Consider the following 14890-nt stretch of genomic DNA (forward strand, 5'->3'; position numbering starts at 1 on the left):
GATTACTCCTCGGTCCACTCAAGATCGGGATTATCGAATTTCGCGGGCGGAACGACAGGCGCCTTGGCCGCTTCGGCAGCTGCTGCCTGATCCGCTGCACGGGCCGCTTCCATGAACTCCATGATGGCCCAGACCAACGCGGTAGTACCCTGTTTTTCAAGGGCGCTGATTGCAAAAATAGGTCCCTTGAAATCCAGTTCGTGACGGAAGCGTTGGGTGAGCAAGTTGATTTGTTCGCTGCGTTCTTCTTCCAGCCATTGATCGATCTTGTTCAGGATCAGCCAACGCGGGCGCTCGGCCGAATGCGTCTGATGGCTTTCATCGTAACGCACCAGTTCCTCTTCGATAATGGCGACCGATTCGATCGGGTCCGCCTCGTCCAGCGGGGCGACATCCACGATGTGCAGCAACAGATTGGTACGCGCAAGATGACGCAAAAACTGATGGCCCAGCCCGGCTCCTTCGGCAGCCCCTTCAATCAAGCCCGGAATATCGGCGACCACAAAGCTGCGGTGCGGTTCAGGTGCAACCACGCCCAGATTGGGGTGCAGGGTGGTAAACGGGTAATCTGCCACCTTGGGTTTGGCCTGTGAAATGGCGCGGATCAGGGTGGATTTGCCCGCATTGGGCATGCCGAGCAAGCCGACATCGGCCAGTACCCGCAATTCCAGCAATAATCGGCGTTCATCGCCCGGCGTGCCTTCGGTTTTCTGGCGGGGCGCGCGGTTGGTGGAGCTTTTGAAACGGGCATTACCCAATCCGTGCCAGCCGCCTTGCGCTACCAGCAGTGGTTGGGCCGGGTCGAGCACCTCGCCCAGGATTTCGCCGGTGTCGATATCGTGCACCACGGTGCCGAGGGGTACGCGTACCCACAAATCGGCGCCTTTGGCTCCGGTCATGTTCGAGCCGCTGCCGTTTTCACCGCGTTGGGCTTCGTAGTGGCGCACAAAACGAAAGTCGGCCAGCGTGTTCAGGTTGGCATCACCCAGGAAATAAACACTGCCGCCGTCTCCGCCATCCCCGCCATCGGGGCCGCCATAAGGCACGTACTTTTCGCGGCGAAAGCCGATGACGCCGTTGCCGCCGTCCCCGGCCTTCACTTTTACTTTGGCTTCATCGACAAATTTCATGGAGTTTTACCTTGCGAACCGGCACACGCATTGATTTCAGCCGATAACACTAAATTGAATGGACTGGAAACACAAAAGCCCCGCTGAAACGGGGCTGGTGAAATCACTATTTTCCTGTAGACCTTAAAGCGCGACCAGAGTCACACTGGGCTTTATACAGGAACGATGCTCACGAAACGACGTGATTTGTCGCCTTTGACTTCAAACTTGACGGCACCATCGGTCAGTGCGAACAGGGTGTAGTCGCGACCGCAACCCACATTCGCGCCCGGGTGGAACTGGGTGCCACGCTGGCGCACGATGATGCTGCCCGCGCTGATAACTTGACCGCCGTAGCGCTTGACGCCGAGGCGCTTGCTTTCTGAGTCACGACCGTTTCGGGTCGAGCCGGCTGCTTTTTTATGTGCCATGACAAAACTCCAAACTAGGCTCAGAGGCAGGCACGCGGCCTGCCAAGAGCGAATTAACCATTAATGCTGGTGATTTTGATCTCGGTATACGCTTGGCGATGACCTTGATGCTTGCGATGATGCTTACGGCGACGGAACTTGATGATGTCCACTTTCTTGCCGCGACCCTGACCGATGATTTCGGCGGTCACGCTGGCGCCTGCCAAGGCAGGGGCGCCCACTTTGATGGCATCGCCGTCGGCGATCATCAGCACGCGGTCCAATGTGACTGCGCTGCCTTCTTCGCCTTCAAGCTTCTCAACCCGAAGCCATTCGCCGGGTTCTACGCGATATTGTTTACCGCCGGTGACTACTACTGCGTACATGATTGCATTTAACCTTTGTTCGGTTCGCGCACGCCAGCTTAATTTTAATTAAGAAAGCCAGACATTAAAGCAAGGCACGCGCTGTGATCTTATGGAAAGGCGGCGGATATTAGCGGCACATGAGTTCATCGTCAAGTTCAATTTGTCACGCCGGTGACGATAGCTGCTATGAAGGTAGTTGCAAAGTTTAGCAGGCTCATCAATACTCTATTCATGAAATATCGTCGACTGATCTCCTCAATCATGTTGCTGCTGGCTGTCTGGCTCCCGCTTGACAACGCCTTGGCGGGTGCCGTGGTGCAAGGTTGTCCGATGATGTCTCATGCCTTCGAGCGAGGCTTACACACCACGTTCATGCCCAACGCTGACCAGTCGACAAGTGACGGGGCGACCGACGCGCCACACTGCCCGATGATGCACATGGCCACCGACAATACATCATCATCGTCCGGCCATGACCAGTGCAGCAACGGTTGCACGCATTGCGGCTTGTGTTTGTTGCTGGGCGGTGTGGCCCTTCAGTTGAATGCACCGGCAATTCCGGTCACGCCCGTTTTGCCACATAAAATCATCTCCTCCCTGCCGGCGACGCACACTTCGGTGTCCGCTCCGCTGTTCCGTCCTCCCATCGCCTAACACCAGCTGGCGCGACTACCCGTGGGCTGCCTGCCTTCGGGGAAGTCGCGTGCTCGGGTAGTGGGCGAGTTCCTGTTTGTTATCCATGATGGTGATTTGCTGCCCGTGAAACGGGTGCGGATCGCGCAAACACTTGTCCATTGCCTCAACCGGATTTTAATTCCAACCCACTGTTGAGGGCTTAGTGATGCCAATTAAAAGTGCTTTTCAAGCCAATACGCGTCCGATCAACTCGTCGCGGCGTATTTTCATTCAAGGGTTAGTCGCAGGCGGCGTTATGGCCGCGCTTGGGCTTAACCCGGCCGAGGCTGCCACGATCAATGGCCGAAGGCAGCCGCCTTCCTTGCGCGGCACGGAGTTTGACCTTGTCATCGATGAACGGCCGGTCAATTTTACCGGACAACCGCGCACGGCGATGACGATCAACGGCTCGATTCCCGGCCCCACCTTGCGCTGGCGTGAGGGCGATGTGGTGACGTTGCGGGTGACGAACAGATTGAAGGTGTCGACCTCCCTGCACTGGCACGGCATCATCCTGCCGTTCGAGATGGATGGCGTGCCGGGGCTGACTTATGAGGGCATCGCCCCGGGCACCACCTTCACCTACCGTTTTCGGGTGGCGCAGTCTGGCACCTACTGGTACCACAGCCATACGGGCTTTCAGGAGCAGAATGCCGTATATGGAGCCATCGTGATTGATCCGGCGCAGTCGGATCGAGTGGCGTACGATCAAGATCATGTCGTGATGCTCAACGATTGGACGGATGCCAGTCCCGACTTTATCTTCAACCGACTAAAGACGGCCGACGGCTACTACAACTACGTCAAGCCCGATCTGATGGACCTGATTCGCCAGTCTGAAAAGATGGGTTTTGGCAAAGCCGTTGAAGACCGGTTGATGTGGGACAAGATGCGGATGAGCCCGCGCGACCTTCTGGATGTGACCGGCGCCACCTACACCTATCTGATGAACGGCAACACGCCGGCGGGTGACTGGACGGCGCTGTTCCGGCCCGGCGAGCGAATTCGACTGCGCTTTATCAATGGCTCGTCGATGAGCTATTTCGACGTGCGTATTCCCGGCCTGAAGATGACCGTAGTGGCGGCGGACGGCCAGGATGTGCACCCCGTGACGGTGGATGAATTCCGCATCGGGGTGGCTGAAATCTATGACGTGATTGTCGAGCCGGTAGCCGACCAGGCTTACTGCATTTTTGCCCAGTCTCTGGATCGTTCAGGCTATGCACGCGGGACGCTCACCCCGCATGTCGATCTGCGCGCGCCCATCCCGCCGATGGACCCGGTGCCCACCCTCAGCATGGCGGATATGGGTATGGCTATGTCCGGGATGGACATGGGTGATACCGATATGTCCGCCATGCACATGGGCAATCACGCCAAAGACAATAGCGGTGTGGGCAGCATGGGCGGCATGGATATGAGCCAGCAAAAACCCATGGCTGGTATGACTCATGATCAGACATCGCAACACGGCACTTCCGGCATGAAGATGGACAACCATGCGATGAAAGGCATGGCTGATCGGCAACCTGACGGGGCAGCCCATGGCGCGATGTCGCACAATCCCATGGATCTGCCGGGCTTGCATAACCGCAATCTCAAAGACGGCACGCTGAAAATCGATTGGCACCCCAAGACGGAACACGGTGTCGGGGTCGGCATGAGGGCACAACAGGTTTCCATGAGTCTGAGCGACCCGGGTGCGGGTTTGCGCAATAACGGTCGCAAAGTGCTTACCTACGGTGATCTGCGCGGTATCGACGGGCCAATTAGCCAGCAAGAACCGGCACGCGGCATCGAGCTGCATCTCACCGGCAATATGGATCGGTATATCTGGGGCTTTAATGGCGTCAGTTACCGTGATGCGGCTCCGATTGAGCTCAAATACGGCGAGACAGTCCGCATCGTGCTGATCAACGACACCATGATGAACCATCCCATTCATCTGCATGGTATGTGGAGCGAGCTCGAGAATGACCGTGGCGAGTATCTCGCGCGCAAACATACGCTCAGCGTCGCGCCCGGTCATGCGATCAGTTATCGCGTCAATGCCAACGCCATTGGCCGCTGGGCTTATCACTGTCACCTGCTCTACCACATGAACGCGGGCATGTTCCGTGAAGTTCGCGTGGTTTGATCATATCAACAGGAGCAAAAAAATGAAGACGATCCCTACTTTTCTGCCGCCCGTTGCCACCTTGCTGCTGGCGGTCACGACCTCTTTGGCCCAAGCTGCCGGGTATGAGACATCAGCCAATAATTCAGGCCATTATCAGGCGCCTTCTCTGGCCCAACAGCGGGCGGATGTAGCCGCTATGGTTGCCCAGTCCGCACGCCATGAAACCCACAGTCCGCTGATCTATAAGGTTATGATTGATCGACTGGAGCGGGATTTTGGCAACAAGGGCAACTACAGCCAGTTCGAAGGCCAGGCCTACATCGGCACCGATACCAACAAACTCTGGCTCAAGGGCGAGGGCAAACGGCTCGGCGGCAAGACCGAGGATGCCGACATCGAGGCTTATTACAGCCATGCCATCGCGGCCTTCTGGGATGCCCAGATCGGTATGCGGCATGATTTTTCAGCAGGTTCCATCCCGAGCCGCAACTGGCTGGGTTTCGGGGTTCAGGGTCTGGCGCCCTACAAGTTCGATACGTCTGCCACGGCTTATGTGGGCAATGAGGGACGCACGGCCCTGCGGCTTTCAAGTGAGTACGATTTTTTCATTACCCAGCGGCTCATTTTCTGGCCGGGCGTGGAATTGAATCTGTACGGCAAAAACGACCCGGAGCGGAATATCGGTCGCGGGTTGGCTGATTCCCGCCTCGTATTACGCCTGCGCTATGAAATCCGGCGGGAAATCGCGCCCTATGTGGGCATTCAGTGGACAAACAAATACGGCCAGACGGCCAGTTATGCCCGTACTAACGGGGAGGCGACAAGCGACATGCAGCTGATCGCCGGCCTGCGTTTGTGGTGGTAGCCGGATGCAAGCATCCGGTATCGATCTGTATGGGCCGAGCAGTCGCGGGGCGGTCTGATGACGATCCACCGACATCGATCCGCTTCGCGCTGCATGACAACGTTTTTATTTGGAGGGTATCGAAATGCCATTTTTTAATGAACATTGGGGAATGGGCGCTGGTTTTGGCGGCTTTGGCTTGATTTTTATGCTGCTGGGTGTGGTGGTAATGGCGCTCGTCGTCTTCGCCATTCTTCGTCTTTTGACAGGCAGCAATCGACCCGGGCCGACCGATCGGGAAGACCGTCGTGCCTTGAGTATTCTCGAGAAACGATTTGCGAACGGTGAAATCGATGAGGCGGAATACAACGAACGCCGCCGCATCCTGGAAGGGCGGGATCGGTCATGAACCAATCGCGACCGGTAAAAAATCACTTTTTAGGGGAAATGTGTCATGTCTCATGATTTTTCGAACAAATATCCAAACAAACCAGTACCAGCCGCTCAGCAGGACATGGCCATCGATTCACCCAAGCGACGGCATGCCTTGAAAACACTGGTTCAAGGGGCGGCCACCGTGCTGACCGGCGTCGCTTTAACGGAACAAATAACCACATCAGCCCAGGCACAGGCAATGGGGATGATGGGTGGCATGATGGGCGGTATGCCGGGACAGAATCAATCTGCCTCGATTTCCTCCGGCCTGTTCACTCATCCAATGCCCATACCGCCGCAACTCAAAGGAGAGGCAGACAGCTCGGGTGTGCGCACCTATGCGCTGAATGTCATGGCCGGGCAGCACAGCGAATTGGTGCCGGGTCTTAAAACCGCAACCTGGGGTTACAACGGCGCCATCCTGGGCCCAACGATCCGTGTGCCTCAGGGGAAACCCGTTCGTTTCGATATCAGTAACGGGCTCGATCAGTCCACGACCGTTCATTGGCATGGCGCCCACGTTCCCGGTCATGCCGATGGTGGGCCGCACAACCTGATCGCGGCGGGAAAACAGACCTCGGTCTCATTCTCATTGAATCAGCCTGCGGCCACTTTGTGGTATCACCCGCACCCGGATGGCCGGACCGGGCCACAGGTCTATGCCGGTCTGGCGGGTTTTCTGCTCGTCGACGACGGGTTGGATGCCCGACTCGGGATGCCACATACCTATGGTGTCGACGATTTTCCCGTCGTGATCCAGGATCGCCGCATCACAGAAACGGGCCAGTTGGATTACATGGATTCCATGATGGATATCATGGGGATGAAGGGTGACCGGTTTCTCGTCAATGGTGTTGAACAGCCCTTTGTCGCGGTACCGGGCCAATGGATTCGACTGCGCCTGCTCAATGGCTCCAATGCACGTATCTACAACCTCTGCTTCGCCGATGAACGCCCCTTCCACGTGGTGGCAAGCGATGCGGGTTTGCTCGAACAACCGGTAAAACGAACTGAACTTGTTCTGGCACCCGCCGAACGCGCCGAAATCATGGTCGATCTTAACGACATGCAGGGTAAGAAACTGGTGCTGCGGAGCGATTCGGCCAAAGTGATTCCCGGGCTGAATCGCATGCCTATGGCTACGGATGGATACGATAAAGGCCGCTTTGACCTGCTGGAATTTCGTGTGGGGGCGCCCACGGCAAAAACAGGCCATTTGCCCGAACGAATGGCGTCGATCCCCACGCTCAAGGCAGATGCGCCAATACGCAAATTTACCTTGCAGGACATGAATATGGGCAAGATGCGTCGCATGATGATGGGCGGGGGATTGCAGTCTGATAACAAGTCCACCGGCCCGGGTGGGATGAGCATGGGGATCGGTGGCCGCCATCTGTTTTCGATCAATGACCAGTACATGAACCCCAAGGTCATCAACGAGCGCGTCAAACTCGGCAGCACGGAAATCTGGCATGTAGCCAATGACGGCATGATGGCGCACCCCTTTCATATCCACGGCATCTCATTTCAGGTGTTAAGCCGTGATGGTGCCCAACCGCCGGCTTATGAGCGGGGGTGGAAAGATGTCGTGCTGGTTCACAGTGGCCAAACGGTGCAACTGATCGCACGGTTCGACCAACCCGCCGGCGACGATCATCCCTTCATGTATCACTGCCATATTCTCGAACACGAAGACAACGGCATGATGGGCCAATTTACCGTGAGTTGAAAAAGGACTAAAGGTGTACTCGTTGGCCTCCGGTCTTGATCGCCGGGTTCGCACTTCGGTTGTCCCTCGGAAGCGCGTTGTGCGGTGCCAGCGTTCTACCGGATGGTGTTTCGACGATTTTAGTTCTTAAGGTGTTCTTGTTGTATCAAGATGTTAGGAGTATTGATCATGCCTTTCTTATCGCCTTCGCCGTGGTGTTTGACCCGGTGGGTTTTGACTCGGAGCCTGATGCCGATTCAGCATTCGTTGCGCACGCTGGGCATGTTGCTGATCGTTATCCTCGCTCTGTCGGGGCTGGCACAAGCCGGTCAGAACACGTCGGGTCGTTCAGAACAACCCGTCTTTTCAATAAGTCCGGATGCCACGCTTTCACTTCAGGAAGCCGAACAGTTGGCGGTGCAGAATGATCAGGGTTTGGCTGCTGCGGTAGCGACCGAATCGGCAGAAACCAGTTCGGCCAAGGCGGCCGATCAACTGCCCGACCCTGAGATTTCGCTCGGTGTATCGAGTCTGCCGCTCGATACCTTCAGTTTCACGCAGACGCCCATGACGACCACGGAGGTCTCGATCAGCCAGTCTTTGCCACCGGGCGACACCTTGGCGCAGCGTGCCCTGGCCGCCGACGCGAAGATACAGGCCGCAACCGCAAACATCGCCGTGCAGCAACAGATACTGCGGCGTGAAGTGGGCCGGTTCTGGTTGACCGTCTACCGCGATCAGCAAACGCTGGCGCTGCTTGCACAGGAGAAGTCGTTGTATCAGCGCCTTCTGCGCAGTGCGCAAACGGCCTACAGCACCGGACGGGCCCGAGCGACGGATCTGGTTCGATTGCAAGTGCGCTTGGCGGAACTGGATGATCGCATCGACCGCCAGCGGGGCAGTACGGCGGCGACGAAAGCACGCCTGGCCCGCTGGATCGGGGCACGGGCACAGCAAGATTGGCCCACGGCTCTGCCTTCCGCGCTGACAACCCTGCCCGAGGGGTCTGTGGAGCATCAACCTGAAATCAAAGCCTTGCAGGCGAATCTGGCCGAGGCCCGCGCGCAAACGGGCGAGGCGCGTGCCGCGTTCAAACCGAAGTTCGGTGTCTCGCTCGGGTACGGCATCAAGGCGGGCAACCAGCCGGATACGGTGAGTGTGGGGGTGAGCATGAGCTTGCCGCTCTTCACCGGTGAACGCCAGGCGCCCCTGCTGGCGGCGGCGCAAAAACGGCAACAGGCGCGGCAATTGGCGCTGGAAAGCCGTGCCGCCGATTTTCATGCCGAGGCGCAGTCGCTCAACGCCGATGTGGACAGCCTGACGAGTCGGATCGATCGTTACGATCGGCAGATTCTGCCTAAACTCAGGCAGGTCGCGACCTTGGCGCAAAACCAGTTTGGCTCTGGCAGCGGAGATTTTACGGCCATTATCGATGCTGAACAGGCCGAAATTACCGGTCGTCAACAACGCCTCGATTTAACGATTGATCGCGCCCAACGCTTGATCGATCTGCGTTACCTTCTGGAGAATCCCGCATGAAATCCTCAAAGAATAAAATCAGGCTGATCGCCGTCGTGTCGACCGGTATGGCCGCTGGCGCGGGTGCGCTGATTTGGGCGCACACGCCGATCAACTTCATTCGCCCGGTGCTGGCGGAAGCGACGCAATCGCCTTCAGCGTCCTCGTCGCAGGGAGATCAGACGCATAAAGCAACGACGGCAGGCACCGATGCCAAGTTCGTGACCAAGTACACCTGCCCGATGCATCCGCAAATCATCGAGGATCATCCGGGCACCTGCCCGATTTGCGGCATGGATCTGGTAGCGAAGCAGTTCCCGGCCAAATCATCCGATCAAAGCGCGGCACCGGCGTCAGCCGATACATCGCACGATCATGCGGGGCATGCCGCGGCAACCGCAGCGCCTTCGTCCTCCGGGCCTAAGGCCGAGAAATCGACATCCGATGCCAAGTTCGTGACCAAGTACACCTGCCCGATGCACCCGCAAATCATCGAGGATCATCCGGGCACCTGCCCGATTTGCGGCATGGATCTGGTGGCGAAGCAGTTTCCGGCCAAATCATCCGATCAAAGCGCGGCACCGGCGTCAGCCGATGCGTCGCACGATCATGCAGGGCATACCGAAACCGCGGCAACCGCAGCGCCGTCGTCCTCCGGGCCCAAGGCCGAGAAATCCGCATCCGATGCCAAGTTCGTGACCAAATACACCTGCCCGATGCACCCGCAAATCATCGAGGATCATCCGGGAAATTGCCCGATTTGCGGCATGACCTTGGTGCCGAAACTGTTCCCTGCCGGGACGAAAGACAATACCGGCAGCGCCGCCGCCAAAACGGAGCAGACAGCACCGGCACCCGTGGCGAGCAATTCGGCGCCGTTGCCGGAGGTGGCGGTGCCACAGCGTACTTTGCGCGACATGAACGTGGTGATGGCCCGTGCCCAGTGGCGCAACCTGACCCGCCAGATTCATAGCGTCGGGCTGGTGGCGCTGGATGAAAACCGCTTGTCGCATGTTCATCCGCGCGCAAGCGGCTGGGTAGAAACGCTGAATGTCCGCGCCCTAGGCGATACCGTTAAAAAGGGTGAAACTCTGCTGACTGTGTATTCGCCCGATATTCTCTCGGCAGAGAAGGATTTTCTGGTTGCGCAGAAAAGCGGCATGTCCGAGATGCGCGACGCGGCGCGAGATCGCCTGCGTCTGCTGAATGTCCCCGAATCGGTGATCGAGCAGATTGCCCGCACGGGCAAGGTGGCGCGCACCATTCCGGTATTGGCACCGCAATCGGGTTATATCTCGGTCATCAATTTGCGCGATGGCATGTATGTCACCCCCAATCTGGACATGTTCACCATCGCCGATGCAAGCAAGATCTGGGTACAGGTCGAGGTGCTGCCGCGGGATATGGAGCAGGTCGCGGTGGGGCAGCCGGCCGAGATGACCGTCGATGGCGTGCCGGGCCGGGTCTGGAAGGGCACGGTTGATTTTATCTACCCCGAACTCGATCCCAAATCGCGCACACTCAAGGTGCGCCTGGTATTTGATAACCCAGATGGCGTGCTCAAACCCAACCAGTTCGCCGAAGTCGGCATTCGGGGGGTGGCGCAGGCCGATGTGCTGACCGTGCCGACGACAGCCGTCATTCCAACCCCGCAGGGCGCCCGCGTGGTGCGGAAAAATGCCGATGGCAGCTTCCAGCCGGTTCGGGTGGAGGTGGGGCAATCGGCAGATGGCTGGACGCAGATCACCGCAGGGCTGTCGCCCGACGACACGGTGGTTGCCTCCGGGCAATTCTTGATCGACTCGGAAAGCGCCATCCAGGCTTCCTTCGCCCGCATGACCGGCACCGCGCAGCCCGCTGACGACGCGGCACCGGCAGCGTCCGGCCACCACAATCATTAAGGGAGCGATGTCATGTTAAAAGCCGTGATTGACGCCTCGATCAATAATCGAGTGCTGGTGCTCCTGCTGGCCGCCATTCTGGCGGTGGTCGGCTGGTATTCGTGGAAAGCCACGCCGCTGGATGCGATTCCCGACCTGTCCGATACCCAGGTCATCATTAAAACCACCTATCCCGGCCAGTCGCCCCAGGTGGTGCAGGATCAGGTGACCTATCCGTTGACGACGGCATTGCTCGCCGTGCCCGGCTCGACGGCGGTGCGGGGTTATTCGTTCTATGGCGATTCGTATATTTACGTCACGTTCAAGGATGGCACGAACCTGTATTGGGCGCGTTCAAGGGTACTTGAGTATCTCAATCAGGCACGTTCCAGCCTGCCTGCTGGCGTGGAACCACAACTTGGCCCGGATGCGACGGGCGTAGGTTGGGTGTATGAGTACGCGCTCACCGACCCTTCGGGCCAGATGAATCTGTCGCAACTGACGACCTTGCAGAACTGGTTCTTGAAATTCCAGTTGCAGACTGTGTCTGGAGTTTCGGAAGTTGCGACGGTGGGCGGCATGGTGCGCGAGTACCAGATCGTGGTGGATCCCGATCGTCTACGTGCGTTCGGCGTATCGCTCGCCACGCTGCGCAAGGCCGTGGCCGATGCCAACAAGGAAGTCGGCGGCGGGGTGCTGGAGCTCGGTGGCGCAGAATACATGGTCACCAGCCGGGGCTATCTCAAAAGCGTGGCCGATATCGAGCGCATTCCGGTGGGCGTGACTCAAAGCGGCACGCCGATTCTGGTGCGGGATCTCGGTACGGTTCGCCTGGGACCTGCGCCGCGTCGAGGGGTAGCTGATCTCGATGGCAAAGGCGAGGTGGTCGGCGGCATCATTGTGATGCGCTCCGGTGAGAACGCGCGTCAGGTCATCGATGCGGTGAAGACCAAAATCGAACACCTAAAACCAAGCTTGCCCAAAGGCGTGGAAATCGTGCCGGTATATGACCGCTCCGGCGTCATCAACCGGGCGGTGGATACCCTGAGCAGCAAACTGGTCGAGGAATTCCTCGTGGTGGCGCTGGTGTGTGCGATTTTCCTATGGCATCTGCGTTCGGCGCTCGTGGCGATCATCGGCCTACCCTTGGGCGTGTTGATGGCCTTCATCGTGATGCACGCGCAGGGCATCAACGCCAACATCATGTCGCTCGGTGGCATTGCGATTGCCATCGGCGCGATGGTCGATGCCGCCATCGTGATGATCGAAAATGCCCACCGGCATCTGGTGGCGTGGCGCGAGACGCACGGCAGCCCGCCCAAAGGTGACGATCATTGGCGCTTGATCGCCCAATCAGCGGGAGAGGTCGGGCCGGCGCTGTTTTTCTCGCTGCTCATCATCACCCTGTCGTTCATTCCTGTATTTACCCTGCAAGCACAGGAAGGGCGCATGTTCGCCCCACTGGCTTTCACCAAAACCTATGCGATGGCGGCGGCGGCGGGTCTGGCAATCACCTTGATCCCGGTGTTGATGGGCTACTTCATTCGTGGACGCATTCCACGAGAGGAAGCCAATCCGCTCAATCGCTTCTTGATTGCGCTCTACCGTCCGGTGTTGCATACGGTGCTGCGTTTCCCCAAAACCCTGATGGCGATCAGTCTGATCTTCGTGCTATCCGCGGTATTGCCTTTGGCCGGGGTTGGCGGGTATCTGGCCCCGCTCAAATGGGTGGGCAGCAGCGCGTGGCAGTTGCACGTCAGCGACTGGCAAAACGATTGGGCCAAGCGTTGGGCAAGCACGTTCTCGTTCGCGCCCAAAATAGCGGAACTGGGCCGGGGCTTGGGTAGTGAGTTCATGCCGACACTGGATGAAGGCGACTTGCTTTATATGCCCACCACCGCGCCGGGGTTATCCATTGGCGATGCGCGCTTGCTGTTGCAGCAGGTCGACGCGCTGATTGCCGAAGAACCGGTAGTTAAATCAGTGTTCGGCAAAATCGGCCGGGCAGACACGGCCACCGATCCCGCGCCGCTGACCATGATCGAGACCACGATTCAGTTCAAGCCCAAAAGCGAATGGCCTGCGGGCATGACGCTGCAAAAAGTGATCGACAACCTCAATCAGAAGATTCAGTTCCCGGGGCTGAACAATGCCTGGGTCATGCCGATCAAGACCCGAATCGACATGCAGACCACCGGCATTCAAACCCCGGTTGGCGTCAAGATCACCGGGCCCGATCTTCATCAGATCGACCGCATCGGCAAACAGGTCGAGGCGGTGTTGCAGACCGTGCCCGGCACGCAGACGGCCTACGCCGACCGTACCAACGGCGGGCGTTATATCGAAATCACACCGGATCGCATCAAGGCCGCGCGTTTCGGTTTGAACATCGGTGAAATTCAGGATGTCATCAGCTCGGCGGTCGGCGGGGTGGAAGTGACGCAAACCGTCGAAGGGCTGGAGCGTTTTCCTGTGAGTATTCGTTATCCGCGCGCCGATCGGGATAGCGTGAGCAAGCTCAAGGACTTGCCGATTGTGACACCGACCGGCGCCACGGTGGCGTTGGGGCAGATTGCCACGGTTCAGGTCACCGATGGTCCGCCCATGATCCGCTCCGAGGACAGCCGCCCCGCTGGTTTCGTGTTCGTCACCACCCAAGGGGTCGATCTGGGTAGTTATGTCAACAATGCGCGTCGGATCGTCGATGCCAAGGTGAAGTTGCCGCCGGGCTATGCCATCAGCTGGACGGGTCAATATCAGTACCTGCAACGGGCCACGGAGCGCCTCAAGCAGGTGGTGCCCCTGACTCTTGCGATCATTTTCGTGCTGTTATTCCTGATCTTCCGGCATGGCGGCAAGGCCAGCCTGATTATGGTGACGCTCCCGTTCGCACTGGTCGGCGGCTTCTGGCTGTTGTGGGCCTTGGGGTTCGAGTTGTCGATTGCGGTCGCGGTCGGCTTCATCGCGCTGGCCGGCGTGGCCGCTGAATTTGGCGTGGTGATGTTGATCTATCTCGATCACGCCATCGAGGATCGGCGCCGCGCCGGGCGGCTGAACACCCGAACCGATCTGCGAGATGCCATCATGGAAGGCGCGGTGCTGCGCGTTCGCCCTAAAGCGATGACCGTGGCGGTGATTCTGGCAGGCCTGATCCCGATTCTGGTCGGACACGGTACCGGTTCGGAAGTCATGAGCCGCATCGCCGCCCCCATGATCGGCGGCATGATCACCGCCCCGTTACTCTCCATGCTGCTGTTGCCCGCCGTGTACTGGCTCTGGCAGCGACGGCATTTGCCAGCAGGATAAGTAAGATGCCTTGTGTGATGGCAAAGGTGCGCGCGGTATCTCGTTTCACAAAAATTTGTTATAAGAAGCGCTCGCACCACAATGGAGAACACGGACTATGGCAACAGCAATCAATGGTTTGCGCGGCATGACGGACGCGATGCTGCAGGAATGTAAAGCACAGGGCATCAAGGATGTCGATCAACTCACAGACGCACTGGCCAGCCCGGCTGCGCGCAAACAATGGGCGGACAAATTGGGCGAAACCACACAGGATGTGCTGGCCATTGCCAATCGGGCCGATCTTTCGCGCATCAACGGCGTGGGCGGCGTGTTCAGTGACTTGCTGGAAGCATCCGGCGTGGATACGGTCAAAGAACTGGCGCATCGCCGCCCTGACAACCTGCATGAAAAAATGGCGCAAGTGAATGCGGATAAGACACTCGCAACGCGCACCCCGACAGAGGCGGAATGCGCCGAGTGGGTCGAGCAAGCCAAGGCCCTGGGTGGAAAAATCACGTACTGATTCTGTGCGTCCT

At 58.4% G+C, this 14890-nt stretch carries 12 protein-coding genes; 9 read left to right on the forward strand and 3 right to left on the reverse strand.

Annotated elements, in window-relative coordinates; all coding sequences use genetic code 11:
* Window positions 1–2: 2 nt before the first annotated feature.
* The 3 genes from cgtA to rplU all read right to left on the reverse strand — a co-directional run bounded on the left by cgtA (window position 3) and on the right by rplU (window position 1905).
* Window positions 3–1130, reverse strand: coding sequence for an Obg family GTPase CgtA (gene cgtA, locus HNEAP_RS01300; RefSeq protein WP_012823167.1), 1128 nt, complete (start codon window positions 1128–1130; stop codon window positions 3–5).
* Between the two features lie 152 nt (window positions 1131–1282).
* Window positions 1283–1540: a 50S ribosomal protein L27 gene (rpmA, locus tag HNEAP_RS01305; RefSeq protein WP_012823168.1), complete on the reverse strand. Its 258-nt coding sequence runs from the start codon at window positions 1538–1540 to the stop codon at window positions 1283–1285.
* Window positions 1541–1593: 53 nt separating this feature from the next.
* Window positions 1594–1905 carry a 50S ribosomal protein L21 gene (gene rplU / locus HNEAP_RS01310; protein WP_012823169.1) on the reverse strand — a complete coding sequence of 104 codons (312 nt, stop codon included), beginning with the start codon at window positions 1903–1905 and terminating at the stop codon, window positions 1594–1596.
* A gap of 213 nt (window positions 1906–2118) precedes the next feature.
* Between rplU and HNEAP_RS01315 the strand changes: the two genes are divergently transcribed.
* The 9 genes from HNEAP_RS01315 (at window position 2119) to HNEAP_RS01355 (ending at window position 14877) form a co-directional block, all read left to right on the forward strand.
* Window positions 2119–2541 carry a hypothetical protein gene (locus HNEAP_RS01315; protein ID WP_133484665.1) on the forward strand — a complete coding sequence of 141 codons (423 nt, stop codon included), beginning with the start codon at window positions 2119–2121 and terminating at the stop codon, window positions 2539–2541.
* 187 nt (window positions 2542–2728) lie between these two features.
* Window positions 2729–4699: a copper resistance system multicopper oxidase gene (locus tag HNEAP_RS01320; RefSeq protein WP_012823171.1), complete on the forward strand. Its 1971-nt coding sequence runs from the start codon at window positions 2729–2731 to the stop codon at window positions 4697–4699.
* Window positions 4700–4721: 22 nt separating this feature from the next.
* Entirely contained in the window at window positions 4722–5546 is an 825-nt protein-coding gene (locus tag HNEAP_RS01325; RefSeq protein WP_012823172.1) for a copper resistance protein B, read from the forward strand.
* A gap of 124 nt (window positions 5547–5670) precedes the next feature.
* Window positions 5671–5934 carry an SHOCT domain-containing protein gene (locus HNEAP_RS01330; RefSeq protein WP_012823173.1) on the forward strand — a complete coding sequence of 88 codons (264 nt, stop codon included), beginning with the start codon at window positions 5671–5673 and terminating at the stop codon, window positions 5932–5934.
* Window positions 5935–5979: 45 nt separating this feature from the next.
* On the forward strand, window positions 5980–7689 hold the full coding sequence (locus tag HNEAP_RS01335) for a multicopper oxidase family protein (RefSeq protein ID WP_012823174.1): 1710 nt from the start codon (window positions 5980–5982) through the stop codon (window positions 7687–7689).
* Window positions 7690–7917: 228 nt separating this feature from the next.
* Window positions 7918–9207 (forward strand): TolC family protein, encoded by a 1290-nt coding sequence (locus HNEAP_RS01340; protein ID WP_041600323.1) that lies wholly within the window; start codon window positions 7918–7920, stop codon window positions 9205–9207.
* The gene (locus HNEAP_RS12920) at window positions 9204–11087 is read left to right on the forward strand and encodes an efflux RND transporter periplasmic adaptor subunit (protein ID WP_012823176.1); all 1884 of its coding nucleotides are present in this window, start codon (window positions 9204–9206) and stop codon (window positions 11085–11087) included. Before HNEAP_RS01340 ends, HNEAP_RS12920 begins: the two co-directional genes overlap by 4 nt.
* 12 nt (window positions 11088–11099) lie before the next feature.
* Complete coding sequence (locus HNEAP_RS01350) at window positions 11100–14372, forward strand: efflux RND transporter permease subunit (protein WP_012823177.1); 3273 nt, start codon at window positions 11100–11102, stop codon at window positions 14370–14372.
* Between the two features lie 97 nt (window positions 14373–14469).
* Window positions 14470–14877, forward strand: coding sequence for a DUF4332 domain-containing protein (locus tag HNEAP_RS01355; protein ID WP_012823178.1), 408 nt, complete (start codon window positions 14470–14472; stop codon window positions 14875–14877).
* Window positions 14878–14890 lie beyond the last annotated feature (13 nt).

This window comes from Halothiobacillus neapolitanus c2 (assembly GCF_000024765.1).
Lineage (GTDB): Bacteria > Pseudomonadota > Gammaproteobacteria > Halothiobacillales > Halothiobacillaceae > Halothiobacillus > Halothiobacillus neapolitanus.

Excerpts from the sequence above, each read along its gene's own strand:
- rpmA (WP_012823168.1), bottom strand. The coding sequence starts at position 1,540 with ATGGCACATAAAAAAGCAGCCGGCTCGACCCGAAACGGTCGTGACTCA.
- HNEAP_RS01330 (WP_012823173.1), top strand. The coding sequence starts at position 5,671 with ATGCCATTTTTTAATGAACATTGGGGAATGGGCGCTGGTTTTGGCGGC.
- HNEAP_RS01315 (WP_133484665.1), top strand. The coding sequence starts at position 2,119 with ATGAAATATCGTCGACTGATCTCCTCAATCATGTTGCTGCTGGCTGTC.
- HNEAP_RS01325 (WP_012823172.1), top strand. The coding sequence starts at position 4,722 with ATGAAGACGATCCCTACTTTTCTGCCGCCCGTTGCCACCTTGCTGCTG.
- HNEAP_RS01335 (WP_012823174.1), top strand. The coding sequence starts at position 5,980 with ATGTCTCATGATTTTTCGAACAAATATCCAAACAAACCAGTACCAGCC.
- HNEAP_RS01355 (WP_012823178.1), top strand. The coding sequence starts at position 14,470 with ATGGCAACAGCAATCAATGGTTTGCGCGGCATGACGGACGCGATGCTG.
- HNEAP_RS01350 (WP_012823177.1), top strand. The coding sequence starts at position 11,100 with ATGTTAAAAGCCGTGATTGACGCCTCGATCAATAATCGAGTGCTGGTG.
- HNEAP_RS12920 (WP_012823176.1), top strand. The coding sequence starts at position 9,204 with ATGAAATCCTCAAAGAATAAAATCAGGCTGATCGCCGTCGTGTCGACC.
- HNEAP_RS01320 (WP_012823171.1), top strand. The coding sequence starts at position 2,729 with ATGCCAATTAAAAGTGCTTTTCAAGCCAATACGCGTCCGATCAACTCG.
- HNEAP_RS01340 (WP_041600323.1), top strand. The coding sequence starts at position 7,918 with ATGCCGATTCAGCATTCGTTGCGCACGCTGGGCATGTTGCTGATCGTT.
- cgtA (WP_012823167.1), bottom strand. The coding sequence starts at position 1,130 with ATGAAATTTGTCGATGAAGCCAAAGTAAAAGTGAAGGCCGGGGACGGC.
- rplU (WP_012823169.1), bottom strand. The coding sequence starts at position 1,905 with ATGTACGCAGTAGTAGTCACCGGCGGTAAACAATATCGCGTAGAACCC.